The following is a 13635-nucleotide window of genomic DNA, read 5'->3' as shown; positions in this document are numbered from 1 at the left end:
CCTGCTAGATCAGACGTATACAACTGCCCTAGACATTTCGCAAGCAGAGATATAGAAACCATGAAAATTCGGCGATAATTCGCAGTTAGCCAGCAAATTGACGTCGAGTTGTGCACAATTTGGCCTAGTTGCCATTTACAAAAGGCAAACGGCGTACCTGGAAGGCAGGATTTCGGTGGCGACCGCGAACGGCTTCGGGACATTCACGCAAGCGGAGTATGGGCAGCGCCTCGCCGGCGTGAAGACACGCATGCAAAAAGCCGGCTTCGATCTCATCGTTTGTCAGGATCCCGCCAACATGTGCTGGCTGACCGGCTATGATGGATGGTCGTTCTACGTTCCGCAGTGCGTGCTCGTCCATCTGGAGGAAGACCGGCCGATCTGGTTCGGCAGGGCGCAGGATGCCAAGAGCGCACGCCTAACCACCGGCCTCCCGGAGAAAAACATCGTGCCGTTCTCGGAACGGCTGGTGCAGCAGCCCGTCGAACACCCTTATGACGAACTCGCCCAACTGATCCGGTCGCGTGGTTGGGGAAAGGCCCGCATCGGCGTCGAGATGGACGCGCATTATTATACGGCGCGCTGCCACGCCCATCTGGTCCAAGGGCTGCCCGACGCGCACTTCGCCAACAACCACGATCTCGTTAACTGGGCGCGGCTGGTCAAATCCGAAGCCGAGATGGTGCTGATCCGCGAGGCGGGTGCGATCTGCACGCATGCCATGAACCGCGCCATCGAGAAAATGCGGCCCGGTGTGCCTCAGAACCATGTCATTGCCGAAATCTATCACGCGCAGATCATGGGCGTGCCCGGAGCGGGCGGCGACTATGCCGCGATCTGTCCGCTGATGCCCGTTGGCGAGGGCACCAGCACGCCGCATCTGACGTGGTCCGACGCGCCGCTGCCGGACAGCGGCCTCGCCATTCTGGAGATCGCCGGCGTGCGGCGCCGCTATCATGCGGCCCTGACCCGGACGGTGCATTTTGGCCAGCCGCCGCAAGCCATCCTCGACATGGCCAAGGCGATCGTCGAGGGCGTCGACGCTGGCCTCGAGAAGGCGCGCCCCGGCAACACCGCCGAGGAGGTGGAAGCCGCCTGGCAGGCAGTGCTGCAGAGGAACGGGCTGAAGAAGGAAAGCCGCGTCGGCTATCCGGTCGGGCTCGCCTATCCGCCCGATTGGGGTGAACGCACCGCAAGCCTTCGTCCCGGCGACACCACCGAGATGCAGCCCGGGATGTGCTTCCATTTCATGGCCGGCGTTTGGCTCGACGATTTCGGCATCGCCATCTCGGAATCCTTCGTCGTCACGGATCGCGGCGGCGAACGCCTCTGCGACGTGGCGCGCGAACTCGTCGTCATCGACTGACATGGCGGCCGGGAAACCGGCTGCCGAAAAGACCATGCCCGCCAGCAAGCCGGCAACAAGCACGAGGACGCCCGATGGACCGCAATCCGTTTTCCGAAGCCGAAATCGCTGGCCGCCTTGCCAAGGTCCGCACTGCTCTAGCCGAGCGCGAGCTCGACGGGGCGGTCTTCGCCTCGCCGGAGAACGTCTTCTATCTCACCGGGCTCGATCACTGGGGGTATTTTGCCCCTCACCTGCTGATCGTCCCGCTCCAGGGAAAACCTGTCCTGGTCACCCGCTCGATGGAAATGGTGACGATCGAGAAGCAGGTAAAGGCAGCGGAATTCCGTGGTCACTCCGACAGCGAAACGGCGGCCGACCTTGCCGCGCGGGTGCTTGCGGAGCTCGGCCTGTCCGGCAAGCGGATCGGTCTCGAATACTGGACGGCCGGCCTTAGCCATGGACTTGCCGTGGCACTCCAGATGCAAGCCGATGCCAAGTGGAGCGATGTCTCCGGTCTGATCGACAAGATGCGGCGGGTGAAGAGCGCCGACGAACAAGTGCTGATGCGGCGGGCCGCAAAGGTGACGGACGCCGGTGCCGGTGCCGCGATCGCCGCGATCTCGGATGGCGCTTCCGAACAGGAGGTCGCCGCCCAATGTGTTGCGGCAATGATCCGCGCCGGCGGTCATGCGCCGGGCTTCGGACCGTTCATCCGCCCGGCCGCGCGCCTGGGTGAAGAACACACGACCTGGGGCGACGGGATCTACCGCAAGGGCGAGCCGGTCTTTGTCGAATTGTCCGGGTGCATCTCACGCTACCACGCCCCGCTCGGCCGGCTCGTTCGCATCGGCCACATCAGCGACGAAGACGCCGCAATGGCGGAAGTGACCGCCAAGGCGTTCAACGCTGTCGTCGAGGCGCTGCGGCCGGGCGCCAAGGCGCGCGATGTCTACGCCGCCTGGCAGGCTGTCGCCGACGCGGCCGGTCTTTCCCACTATCGCCGCCATCACTGCGGTTATCTTGTCGGCGCCGGCCAGCCGCCATCATGGACCGGCGGAAATTCGGTGACCGGCTTAAAGCACGATTCCGACCTCGAGATCGAGACCGGGATGAGCTTCCACATCCTGTCATGGCTGATGGGCACCGGTCGCGGCGATGACTTCGTTTCCAACACGGTGCTGTTGACCGATGCGGGCGCCGAAGTGCTTACCCGCACGCCGGCCGGCCCGATCGTTCGATAGGCCTGCACACATGGCGCGCTACTCGGCATTTTCGATCTTACGCAACGCGCTGTCCGGCCAGAAGAATTGGCAGCGCGCCTGGCGTGCGGCGGAGCCAAAACCGTCCTATGACGTGATCGTCATCGGCGGCGGTGGACACGGCCTCGCCACCGCCTTCTACCTTGCCGAGAACCACGGCATCCGCAACGTCGCGGTGCTCGAAAAGGGCTATGTCGGCGGCGGCAATGTCGGCCGCAACACTACCGTCATCCGCTCCAACTACCTGCTCGACGGCAACACCCAGTTCTACGAATTCTCGATGAAGCTTTGGGAGGGCATGTCGCGGGCGCTGAATTTCAACGTCATGTTCTCGCAGCGCGGCCAGCTCGTCACAGCGCATTCGGCCGATCAGCTCGACGGCTTCAGCCACCGCGCCAATGTCATGCGGCTGAACGGCATCGATGCCGATATCCTCGACCGAGAAGACGTGCGCCGGCTGGTGCCTTATCTCGACTTTTCCGACACCGCCCGCTTCCCGATCCATGGCGCTATCTTCCAGGGCCGGGCGGGCACGGCGCGCCACGACGCCGTCGCCTGGGGCTATGCGCGCGCCGCCGACGGCCATGCCGTCGACATCATCCAGAACTGCGAAGTGACCGGCTTCCTCCGCGACCGCGACAGTATCGTCGGCGTCGAAACGACGAAAGGCCGGATCGGCGCCGGCAAGGTCGGCCTCGCTGTTGCCGGTCATACATCCGTGCTCGGTGTCAAGGCCGGCCTTGAACTGCCGATCGAAAGCCACGTCCTGCAAGCCTTTGTCACCGAACCGCTGAAGCCGCTGGTAGATCACGTCGTCGCTTACGGCGCCGACCATTTCTACGTCAGCCAGTCCGACAAGGGCGGGTTGGTCTTCGGCGGCAATCTCGACGGCTACAATTCATACGCCCAGCGCGGCAATCTCGGCGTCGTGCGCGAGGTGGCGGAGGCGGCGATTGCATTGATGCCGTGCATTTCGCGCGTCCGCCTGCTGCGCCATTGGGGCGGCGTCATGGACATGACGCCCGATGCCAGCCCGATCATCTGCCCGACGCCGATCGACGGCCTCTATCTCAACGGCGGCTGGTGCTATGGGGGCTTCAAGGCGACGCCGGCTTCCGGCTGGTGCTTCGCCCACACGATCGCCACCGGCAAGCCGCATCCCTTGGTCGCGGCCTACGGGCTCGATCGTTTCCGCACCGGCCACACGCTCGACGAGGCCGGCGCCGGCCCCTCCGCCTGGCTGCAATAGGAGGCGGGACAAAATGCTGCGCATCGAATGCCCCTGCTGCGGCCCGCGCGATCATGACGAGTTCCGCTACGGCGGCGATGCCTCGGTCACGCGTCCGGCCCATGACGATCCCGATCCAGAGGCCTGGTATCGTTACGTCTATATCAGGACAAACCCGGCCGGCCAGCACCGCGAATTCTGGCAGCACGTGACCGGCTGCCGCCAATGGATGGTGGTCGAACGCGACACACGCAACCACGCGATCGCATCCGTCGACTTCGCCAGGAAATCGACTGTCAGGAAACAACGGGCATGAGTTCGAACCGCAAACGCCTGCCAGTGGGTGGCCGTATCCGTCGCGAGGTGCCGGTCAATTTCACCTTCGACGGCCGCAAGCTGATTGGGTATCGCGGCGACACGCTTGCCTCGGCGCTGCTCGCCAACGGCGTTACCCTGGTCGGTCGCAGCTTCAAATATCATCGTCCACGCGGCATCTTTTCAGCCGGACCCGAGGAGCCAAATGCGCTGGTTACGCTCGGGAGCGCCGGCAGGCGCGAGCCGAACCTGCCGGCGGCGACACTGGAACTCGCCGACGGCATGGTCGTGGAGAGTCAGAACCGCTGGCCATCGCTTGCCTTCGACGTGCAAAGCGTCAACGGGCTGTTGGCACCGCTTCTGTCCGCCGGCTTCTACTACAAGACCTTCATGGGCCCGACGCGCCGCGCCTGGATGTTCTACGAACATTTCATCCGCAAGGCGGCCGGCCTGGGTAGAGCCGGCACCGGCCCGGATCCCGACCGCTATGAGGTTCGTCATGCCTTCGCCGATGTCGCCATTGTCGGCGGCGGCCCGGCGGGATTGTCGGCGGCGCGGGCAGCGGCCGCGGTCGGGGCGCGGGTTGCGCTGATCGAGCAGGATTTCCTGCTTGGCGGCCAGCTTCTGGCGGAACCGTCCGACAGCGCAGCGGCTGGATGGTTGAGGCAGGCCGAGGCCGAGTTGGAGGGCTTCGAAACCGTCGCGCTGATGAAGCGGACGACCGCTTTCGGCAGCTATGACGGCAATGTCCTTGGACTGGTCAAACAGCGCGATCCAACCGATCCGAAGCCGAATGGCGAGGCCCGCCAAACGGTCACTATGCTGCGCGCCCGCTCGATTGTTTTCGCCACCGGCGCCATCGAGCGGCCGATCGTGTTCTCGAATAATGACCGGCCCGGCGTGATGCTTGCCTCGGCCGCCCGGACCTATCTCAACCGTTTCGCCGTCCTGCCGGGCAAGAAAATCATTGTCGCCACCACCAATGACGGTGCCTGGCGCACCGCCTTCGACTATGCCGCAGCCGGCGCGGAGGTGACGGTTGCCGATCTGCGCGCCGTCCCGCCCGCAGCACTTGCCGCGGAAGCCGCACGGCTCGGCGTGGTGGTGCGGGCCGCAACGCGCATCGTCGACCTGCACGGCGGCCATGCCGTCAGGCAAGTAACGCTCAACGGGCCGGAGGGCCAGTCCTCGGCCGCCTGTGACCTGGTCTGCGTGTCCGGCGGCTGGTCGCCAACTGTGCATCTCACCTCGCACCTGGGGAGCAAGCCCACCTACCGCGACGACATCGACGGCTTCGTGCCGGGTTCGTTTCCGGCCGGCCGGTTCGGCGCCGGCGCGATGATGGGAACCTATGCGACGGCCGATGCCATCGACGACGGTCATCGCGCCGGTAGCGAGGCCGCAGCCTCCTGCGGCAAGTCGGCGCCGGTGCCCGCTCCGTCGAAACTCGATCTGGACGAGACCGCCACGAGTTCACTTCGCGAGATCCCTTCCGTTGGACGTGGAAAGGCCTTCGTCGATTTCCAGATGGACGTGACGACCGGGGATATCGAGCTCGCCCATCGTGAGGGCTATGAATCGGTCGAGCACCTGAAGCGCTACACCACGCTCGGCATGGGCACCGACCAGGGCAAGACCAGCAATTTTGCCGCACTTGCCGCGATGGCCGCCCTGCGCAAGGCAACAATCCCCGAGACCGGCGCCACGACCTTTCGGCCGCCCTATACGCCCGTGGCGATCGGCGCGCTTGCCGGGCGCGCAATCGGCCATCATTTCAAGCCGATCCGCCGCACGCCGATGCACGATTGGCACATGGCGAACGGCGCCAAGATGCTCGAGGTCGGGCTCTGGATGCGGCCCTATTTCTACCGGCAGTCGGGGCGTAACGTGAACGAGGCCTACGTCGCCGAAATGCGGACCGTACGTCAGGCGGCGGGCCTGATGGACATCTCCACGCTCGGCAAGATCGATGTCCAGGGCCCGGATGCGGCAATCTTCCTCGACCGCGTCTATGCCAACGGCTTTGCCAAACTGGCGATAGGCCGCGCCCGCTACGGCGTCATGCTGCGCGACGACGGTATCGTCTTCGACGACGGCACCACGACGCGGCTGGCGGAAAACCGGTTCTTCATGACCACCTCGACCGCCAAGGCCGCCGATGTGCTGTCGCGTCTCGAATTCCTGCTCGACACGGCCTGGCCGGATTTGCGCGTGGCCGTTACCTCGGTCAGCGATGAATGGGCGGCGATGTCGGTTGCTGGGCCTAACAGCCGCGCGATCCTGAATGCAGCGTTTCCCGCTCTCGACGTTTCCGAGGAGGCGCTTTCGCATATGGGACTACTCGAAAGCGAATGGGAGGGCCGTGCGCTCCGCATCCTGCGTCTCAGTTATTCCGGCGAGCGCGCTTACGAAGTCTATGTCGGCGCCACTGCCGGTGAACAGCTCTGGAGCCGCTTGCTCGAAGCCGGCAGACCCTTCGACCTGAAGCCTTACGGTGTCGAGGCGCTTGGCGCGCTGCGCGTCGAAAAGGGCCATGTCGCCGGACCGGAGATCGATGGGCGCACGACGCTCGACGATCTCGGCCTCGGCCGCATGGCCGGCAAGCGCAGCGGCTTCGTCGGCGACGTCCTGCGACGGCGCCCTGCCCTCCGGGCGCCCAACCGGCAGCGTCTGGTCGGGCTGGAATGCATCGAAGAGGGAAAACGCCTGCGCGGCGGCGCCATCCTGTTCCTGCCGGATGAGAAACCCCATGGCCATGGGCGCGGTCGCGTCACCTCCGTCACCTTCAGCCCCGAACGCGGCCATTATGTCGGGCTGGCCCTGCTTGCCGGCGACGTCGCGGCAGAAGGAAGCGAGCTCGTGGCGATCTATCCGATGAAGGCCGAAACGGTTCGCGCCCGCGTTGTCTCGCCGGTATTCATCGATCCGCAGGGAGAACGGCTGCATGGCTAGCTTGACCTCTTCTCGGGATTTCAGCCTGTGCGTGGCGGATTGTCCGCTTATCCAGATCGAGGGCTGGGACGCGACACTGAGACAATTCGAAAAGAGCGTCTCGGCGTCGCTCAACACGAAACTTCCCGCTTCGGTCGGAGAGACGGTTCGCCACAAGGGCCTTTTAACCATCCGCGTTGCACCTCGCCGCCTTTGGCTGGCTCTCGACGAAGGCACAGAAGCGCCAGCCCTTGTCGTCGACCCCGATCTCGGCTGTTCCGTGCCCCTCGGGGAAGGTCGTGTTCGTTTGAAAATGGCCGGCCCTGGTATCGCAAGGCTTCTGTCCGGCTGCATTGCCGTCGACTGGCACGCGCCGACCGCCGCTCCGGGCCGCGCCGTGCAAACATCCTTCCATCACGTGCCCGTGCTCTTCCTGCGCACCGGCGAGACCGCGTGCGAACTCATCGTGCCGCGAAGTTTTGCCCGCAGCCTCTCGGATTGGATTGCCGGCGGCTAGCCAATACCGGTTCCTCGGGCAAGGGCCGGCTTTAGCGGCGATCCAAGCCGCCATCACGAAGCCATCTACTCTCTTGCCGGCCAGTCCTGCAGAAGCGTAATCCCAAACTTCGGCGCGGCTACTTTGAGCCGCTCGATATCGGCAGGCGTCGGCGGCCCGACCACCTCTCCCTTGCTGGGTTCATGGCCACCTTCGGCGAGAAACTGCTCGAACACACTTGGCGTGTCTATCAGGATATAGCGAACGAGTTGATTGCCGGGATTCATAAGCTGGTGCGGGATGCCCCGCTTCAAAAACATGCTCTCGCCGGGCGAGAGCGTTCGGACCACACCGTCCACAATTGCGGTCAAGTGCCCTTCGATGACGTAGACCGTCTCGTCGTCATTCGCATGAACATGGATTGGCGTTTTCGTGTGCCCGTCGCTTCTGTTTTCGAAGAGACTCAACAAGCCTCCCGTCTGTTCGCCGGAGACCAGTCGCTTCATGACGATGCCTGCGAGCACGAATTCTTTTGGTTCAACATCCGTCATTGATCCAATCCTGCCAGGCACATTTGGTGGGCCGTCAAGCAGACGAGCTGCGCAGCGACATCCGGCAAACGTCGAATTGGCTCACCCGGTTCCCGGTCGCCGGAGTTCCCTCTTCCCAAGCTCCGTTTGGACGAAAAGCCGGCTTCGTTCTCACCGGACATGCTGGCCGACATCCGCCAATTCGAGGGCGCCGCAGAGATCCGCCTAACTGACGGCAAAGCTGCAACGGGCTGCCAGGCTCTCGCCGGGCCCAAGCACCGACAGTCCATTCCATTTGTCGATCGAACCACGATTGTGAGCATCGACAGCATGACTGACCGGTTCAAAACAGAAGAAGTCGCTCTCGTCCGATGGCGAATAGACCAGGTAGAAATTCAAGGGCGATGAAGCTTCAATCCGCAGGCTGCAACTGTGCTCCGGCCACGATATGGTGGCGACGCCGTTCCAACCGGCAAACAGATTGTTTATCCATCCACTCGGCAATACGGCTGGGGCGCCGAAATTCCAGTCGGGACGGGTTTTGACATCCACAAACCGTTCAGGGAGGTGGTTGGGCAGTTCGAGACAAACCTGCGAGGCCGGCGCATGAAGCGCGGTTCGTGCCGTTCTCGGGAACCATGGATGGATGCCAAGCCCGAACGGCAATCTCATCGAGGCCCGATTGACGACGCGAAGTTTCAGCTCGAGCCCCTGTCCGGCCAGCGCGTAGCTCACCTCGGCGCGATATCGGTATGGGCCGGGCCCGTTGCTGATGAGCGACAGCTTTGCGTTGTCCTGCGTTACGCTGTCGACGTCCCACTCGCTCGAAAATCCATTGCCATGAATGGGAAATGGCTCGCCTGCAACATTGGCAGGCAGTTCGTGGAATTTGGAGTCGAATGTGAACCCGCCGCCCGAGATGCGATTTGACCATGGCAAAAGCAGGTTGCAGGCAAGGTCGAACGGTTTGCTGCTCCCGCCGTTTGGCCAAGGCCTGAAGAGCGGCACGCGTCCATGGTCCAGTCTCGCAAGACCTGCCCCAAGCGATGGGACGATTTCAGCGGACAGGTCTCCGCTTCTGATCTTGATCGTCCCGACCATCCGCTTCAGACGGTATCGGCCTTGGCAGCGGCGATCGGCTGTTGATGGCGGCCTTTGCGAGCCACTGCAAGAAGGTCGTTCGACGCGATCCCGATGAGCGCCTTCATCTGATCGTGTGCATCGTCGGCCCTCCGCATCCTGATTGCCTCCAGCACGTCGCCATGCGCGCTCAGCGTCTGCTGGTAATTAGCGGTGGCCGATGTGGTCAAGCGGAAGGAGAAGCTGAGGGCGGCCGCAAGCATATTGCCGAGATTGGCGAACACCGGGTTGCGGCTGGCACGAAGGATGGCGGTATGAAACCTGACGTCGGCATCGAGACACGCAGCGAGATCGTCCTGCGGAGCAATGCGCATGGCTTCATAGGCCGCTTCGATGACTGCGAGATCGCCTGACGTCGCCATCTTGGCCGCAAGTTGGGCGGCAGCGGGTTCAATGACCAGCCGCGCCTCGATCAATCCGCGGACGAAATCGAGATCGGGCTCGATATCGCGCATCCATTCCAGAACCTGTGCATCCAGCCTGTTCCATTCGCTCGACACGCGCACACGCGTCCCGGCCCGCTTGCGCGCCTCGATCAATCCTTTCGCCGAAAGCGTCAGAAGAGCATCGCGAAGCGCGGTGCGGCTCGCCCCGTAGATAACGCAAAGCTCGGCTTCCGTCGGCAGGACGGAGTGCTGGGCGTAGGAGCCGGCGAGGATGCGCTGTCCGAGATCGCGTGCGATGCGATCCTTGAGCGATGACGTGGTGCCATCTGCGGCAGGAATGTCCTGCTTGCCTTGGCCAGTCGAAGCGATCGCCGCGTCCATCGTCATGTCCTGTTCAAGTGGTACTCGGCAATTACCACAGCAAGTATCAGCAGCGAGCCCTTGGCAAGCAACTGATAGAAGGTTGGCACGGACGTCAGTATCATTCCGTTGTTGAGGACGCCAATGATGGCGACGCCCAGCAGTGCGCCGACGATCGTGCCCTTGCCGCCCTGCAAGGCGCAGCCACCCAGCACGGCCGCTGTGATGGCCTCGAGTTCCAGGCCTTGGGATCCGGATACGGGCTGCCCGGAGCCGGTACGGGCAGCCAACAGAATCCCGGCCAATCCGGCCGCCACTCCACTCATGATGTAGATGCCGACGCGGTAGCGGTTGATGTTGATGCCGGAGAAGCGTGCGACAACGGGATTGCCGCCCAAGGCATAGATGTTGCGGCCAACGATCGAGCGGGCAAGGAAGAGATGGAACACGATCGCGGTCAGCAAGAGAATCCAGATCAGCAAAGGCAGGCCGAGGATTCGTCCGATCCCGATGAAGCGGAAAGTGTCGCTGAAAATCGCGATCGATTGTCCATCGGACATGATGAACGCGATGCCGCGGAAGATCGCCATCGTACCGAGAGTCGCGATGACAGCGTTGACCCGCCCATAGGTGATGATGATGCCGTTCACGAGGCCGGCAAGACCGCCCAGGACCAGGCCGGCAAGAATACCCGCGGCGGGTGATCCGGTGGCCTGGATGGCCATTGCCGTCGATACTGTGGTCAGACCGACAATTGCGCCGACGGCAATATCGAGCCCTCCGGCGACAATAACCACGGTCTGGCTCATCGCCAGAACGCCCAGGATGGTAATGCCTAGACCGATGTTCAGCAGGTTTCGGCTGGAGAAGAACACGTCGCCTCTCAGGGTGCCGAAAATGAGCACGAGAATGGCGAGAGCAACAAGAAGGCTTATGTTGTGAATGCCGATGCGCTCTGCGATGCGCAAGGAAGCGCGCCTTTTGCCGGTTTGCGTTGTTGCTGTCCTGAGCTCAAGGCTGTTCACTGAATTTGTCCTCCAAGCGATGCTGCAGATTGAGGCATGGCATGTCTCAGGATCGTGGCCTCGTCGATGTCAGGGCGGGAAAGTTCGGCCGTGATCCGGCCTCCAGCCATAACAAGCACCCTGTCGGCCAGCCCGATCAGTTCCGGCATTTCCGAGGAAATCAGGATTATGCCGATGCCGCTGGCGGCGAGTTCGTCGATCAGGCGATAGATTTCCGCCTTGGCACCGATGTCGATGCCGCGGGTCGGCTCGTCGAGGATGAGAAGCATCGGCTGCCGGGCAAGCCAGCGCGCGAGAACGACCTTCTGTTGGTTGCCACCCGATAATTTCGAAACCTGTTCGTCTAGGTTAGGCGCCTTGATCGACATCTTTGCTGCAAGCGGTGAGACGATCTCCAGTGCCTTGCGCCGGTTGAAGAAGCCGAAGGTCGACGTTCTGTCGGGCACGCAAAGCGAGGCGTTATCAAGAATGCTTCGGAACAACAGCAGCGCCTCGTGCTTGCGGTCTTCCGGGGCAAAGCCGATGCCCGCCACGATCGCTGCATGCGGGCTGTTAGGGCCAACGGGCACACCATTCATCGTTATGGTTCCGTCGACGCGTCTATCATAGCCGACAATCGCCTTTGCCAGTTCGGATCGACCCGCACCCATAAGGCCGGCAATGCCGAGCACCTCGCCACGGCGGACCTTGAGGCTCACATCGGTGACGTGGTCGGTGGTCAGGCCCGTCACCTCCAGCAACGGTTGCCCCGATTGCCACGTCTCGCGCGTAAACAGATCGGCTATGTCGCGGCCCACCATGAGCTTGGCTATGGTCTGCTCGCTGGCACCGGCAGCGGGGGAATCATCGACCAGCCGGCCGTCCCGCAAGACGACAATGCGATCCGCAAGGTCGATGACCTCGTTCAGCCTGTGAGAGATGTAGACGATCGAAGTGCCCTCGCCGCGCAGCCGGCGAATTACTGAAAACAGACGGCGCGCTTCGTCGTCGGTCAGTGACGAGGTCGGCTCATCGAATGCGATCAGCCGGCCGCCGGCACGTATGGCGCGCATGATTTCGATCATCTGGCGCTGTGCCGGACCGAGTGTGCTGCAGAGTTGACGCGGCAGCATATCCTGCTGCATGCCGAAGGTCGCAAGCACCTTATCAGTCTGGTCCTCGAGCCTGTGCCAGTCGAGCAGGACGCCTGCCAGCCGCGGCAGTTCGCCGACGAAAATGTTCTCGGCCACGGTCAGGTTCGGAACGATCTCCGGCTCCTGATGGATGACGCGTATTCCGGCTCTGTGGCTGTCGCGCGGTTCGCTGAAAACGATCGGCGCGGAGCCATGCAGCACGGTGCCGGTGTCCGGTGCGAACACGCCCTCGAGAATTCGCATCATTGTCGACTTGCCGGCGCCATTCTCGCCAACCAGGGCAAGCACCTCTCCTGGCCGAAAGGCAATCGAGACATTGTCGAGCGCCTGCACGACGCCGAAGCGCTTCGATATCCTGTCGAGCGAGAAGAAATCCGATTGCATCAAAAGCTCACTCCCGAGGATCGATCCCGTGTGCCCGCCGACGAACTGCCGGCCCAAAGAGCGTCATGCGCACTGCGGCGCATGACGCATATCTGGTTCAGTGGCAGAGCTTGGCTTTGTAGTCCGACGCAAAATTATCGGCGGTGATGTATTCCGGGTCCGTGAAGGACTGAACGGGAAGCTTCGTTCCGTCCTTGATGGAGGCCAAGAGAATCTTCACCGCCAGCGCGCCATGATTTTCCGAATTGAGCCACATCGTACCACGGAACGCCGAGGGCTTTCCGGATCCGAAGGCATCGCAGGCGCGGCTCCCGTCGATGCCGATCCCCATGCCCTGGTCTGCGGAATAGCCGGCATTCTCCAGTGCTCGCGCACCACCCAGCACGCCGTCATCGTTGCATGAATAGAATATCCAGTTCGTGACGCTGGGATTGGCCGTCAATGTGGTGGTCATCACATCGATGGCGTTGACCATCGTATTGTCGTAGGGGACGCGAACGATGCTGCCCGGCTTGAAATCGGGCACCGCCTTCAGGAACGCTTCTTCCGCGCCCTTGTTGCGCTGCATGCAGGTATCGGCCTTGCGGTCCTCGATCGAGGCGATGCGCACCTCTTTGCCCGCCCAGCCTTCAGCCTTGTAGAGCTTGGCAAGCTCTTCGCCCACCCGGGCACCGATATTGTAAGCATTCATGCCGACATAGGGGACCTGGGTGCCATCCTGGTAGTAGATATCGTCGTCCACCGCCACCAAGGGAATTTTTGCGGCCTTTGCTTTCTCCGCGATGACCGGTCCCAGCGCCTTGTCGGGGACAACGATGGCGATGCCTTTCACGCCATCGCCGACCATCGTATCGAAGGTCGTGATCGTCAAATTGGCGTCGAACTGAACGTCCTGCGACACGAACGCGGCCCCTGCCGCCTCAGCCGCTTTCTTGGCGCCGCCGACTTCGGCGACAAACCATGGATGGTCTCCCATCTTGTTGATGTAGCCGATCTTGATGTCGTCTGCGCTTGCTGCGCCACTCATCAGTCCGGCAGCCAGTACCGCAAATGTCGCCAAAGCCTTTGTTGTGGTTTTCATGAAGATCCTCCCTGAGCTC

General features: G+C 62.7%; 12 protein-coding genes. 6 read left to right on the top strand and 6 right to left on the bottom strand.

The window, feature by feature from the left end; genetic code table 11:
* The first annotated feature begins 175 nt into the window (after positions 1-175).
* The 6 genes from X773_RS41995 to X773_RS41970 all read left to right on the top strand — a co-directional run bounded on the left by X773_RS41995 (position 176) and on the right by X773_RS41970 (position 7598).
* Complete coding sequence (locus X773_RS41995) at positions 176-1366, top strand: M24 family metallopeptidase (RefSeq protein WP_023674256.1); 1191 nt, start codon at positions 176-178, stop codon at positions 1364-1366.
* A 74-nt stretch (positions 1367-1440) separates the two neighbouring features.
* Positions 1441-2589 (top strand): Xaa-Pro peptidase family protein, encoded by a 1149-nt coding sequence (locus X773_RS41990; protein ID WP_023674255.1) that lies wholly within the window; start codon positions 1441-1443, stop codon positions 2587-2589.
* A gap of 10 nt (positions 2590-2599) precedes the next feature.
* Positions 2600-3856 carry a sarcosine oxidase subunit beta family protein gene (locus X773_RS41985; protein WP_023674254.1) on the top strand — a complete coding sequence of 419 codons (1257 nt, stop codon included), beginning with the start codon at positions 2600-2602 and terminating at the stop codon, positions 3854-3856.
* A 13-nt stretch (positions 3857-3869) separates the two neighbouring features.
* Positions 3870-4151, top strand: coding sequence for a sarcosine oxidase subunit delta (locus X773_RS41980; RefSeq protein WP_023674253.1), 282 nt, complete (start codon positions 3870-3872; stop codon positions 4149-4151).
* A complete protein-coding gene (locus X773_RS41975) occupies positions 4148-7102 on the top strand; it encodes a sarcosine oxidase subunit alpha family protein (protein ID WP_023674252.1) in 2955 nt (984 codons plus the stop codon). Before X773_RS41980 ends, X773_RS41975 begins: the two co-directional genes overlap by 4 nt.
* Positions 7095-7598, top strand: coding sequence for a sarcosine oxidase subunit gamma family protein (locus X773_RS41970; protein ID WP_031211100.1), 504 nt, complete (start codon positions 7095-7097; stop codon positions 7596-7598). Before X773_RS41975 ends, X773_RS41970 begins: the two co-directional genes overlap by 8 nt.
* A gap of 65 nt (positions 7599-7663) precedes the next feature.
* Here the strand turns inward: X773_RS41970 and X773_RS41965 are convergent, their stop codons facing one another.
* The 6 genes from X773_RS41965 to X773_RS41940 all read right to left on the bottom strand — a co-directional run bounded on the left by X773_RS41965 (position 7664) and on the right by X773_RS41940 (position 13616).
* Entirely contained in the window at positions 7664-8128 is a 465-nt protein-coding gene (locus tag X773_RS41965) for a cupin domain-containing protein (RefSeq protein ID WP_023674250.1), read from the bottom strand.
* 204 nt (positions 8129-8332) lie between these two features.
* Positions 8333-9208 (bottom strand): aldose 1-epimerase, encoded by an 876-nt coding sequence (locus tag X773_RS41960; protein ID WP_023674249.1) that lies wholly within the window; start codon positions 9206-9208, stop codon positions 8333-8335.
* A 5-nt stretch (positions 9209-9213) separates the two neighbouring features.
* On the bottom strand, positions 9214-10014 hold the full coding sequence (locus tag X773_RS41955) for a FadR/GntR family transcriptional regulator (RefSeq protein WP_245274602.1): 801 nt from the start codon (positions 10012-10014) through the stop codon (positions 9214-9216).
* A 2-nt stretch (positions 10015-10016) separates the two neighbouring features.
* On the bottom strand, positions 10017-11018 hold the full coding sequence (locus X773_RS41950) for an ABC transporter permease (protein WP_023674247.1): 1002 nt from the start codon (positions 11016-11018) through the stop codon (positions 10017-10019).
* Positions 11015-12535, bottom strand: coding sequence for a sugar ABC transporter ATP-binding protein (locus X773_RS41945; protein WP_023674246.1), 1521 nt, complete (start codon positions 12533-12535; stop codon positions 11015-11017). The genes X773_RS41950 and X773_RS41945 overlap by 4 nt, the downstream gene beginning before the upstream one ends.
* 97 nt (positions 12536-12632) lie before the next feature.
* The gene (locus X773_RS41940; protein ID WP_023674245.1) at positions 12633-13616 is read right to left on the bottom strand and encodes a substrate-binding domain-containing protein; all 984 of its coding nucleotides are present in this window, start codon (positions 13614-13616) and stop codon (positions 12633-12635) included.
* Positions 13617-13635: the final 19 nt, after the last annotated feature.

Source organism: Mesorhizobium sp. LSJC280B00 (assembly GCF_000502835.1).
Taxonomy (GTDB): Bacteria; Pseudomonadota; Alphaproteobacteria; order Rhizobiales; family Rhizobiaceae; genus Mesorhizobium.
Note: the sequence above shows the minus strand (reverse complement) of the source record. Positions and strands in the feature narration are given on the sequence as shown.

What these genes read in the sequence shown, in the direction of transcription:
- X773_RS41980 (WP_023674253.1), top strand. Translation starts at nt 3,870, where the DNA reads ATGCTGCGCATCGAATGCCCCTGCTGCGGCCCGCGCGATCATGACGAG.
- X773_RS41990 (WP_023674255.1), top strand. Translation starts at nt 1,441, where the DNA reads ATGGACCGCAATCCGTTTTCCGAAGCCGAAATCGCTGGCCGCCTTGCC.
- X773_RS41955 (WP_245274602.1), bottom strand. Translation starts at nt 10,014, where the DNA reads ATGGACGCGGCGATCGCTTCGACTGGCCAAGGCAAGCAGGACATTCCT.
- X773_RS41960 (WP_023674249.1), bottom strand. Translation starts at nt 9,208, where the DNA reads ATGGTCGGGACGATCAAGATCAGAAGCGGAGACCTGTCCGCTGAAATC.
- X773_RS41975 (WP_023674252.1), top strand. Translation starts at nt 4,148, where the DNA reads ATGAGTTCGAACCGCAAACGCCTGCCAGTGGGTGGCCGTATCCGTCGC.
- X773_RS41940 (WP_023674245.1), bottom strand. Translation starts at nt 13,616, where the DNA reads ATGAAAACCACAACAAAGGCTTTGGCGACATTTGCGGTACTGGCTGCC.
- X773_RS41965 (WP_023674250.1), bottom strand. Translation starts at nt 8,128, where the DNA reads ATGACGGATGTTGAACCAAAAGAATTCGTGCTCGCAGGCATCGTCATG.
- X773_RS41985 (WP_023674254.1), top strand. Translation starts at nt 2,600, where the DNA reads ATGGCGCGCTACTCGGCATTTTCGATCTTACGCAACGCGCTGTCCGGC.
- X773_RS41970 (WP_031211100.1), top strand. Translation starts at nt 7,095, where the DNA reads ATGGCTAGCTTGACCTCTTCTCGGGATTTCAGCCTGTGCGTGGCGGAT.
- X773_RS41945 (WP_023674246.1), bottom strand. Translation starts at nt 12,535, where the DNA reads ATGCAATCGGATTTCTTCTCGCTCGACAGGATATCGAAGCGCTTCGGC.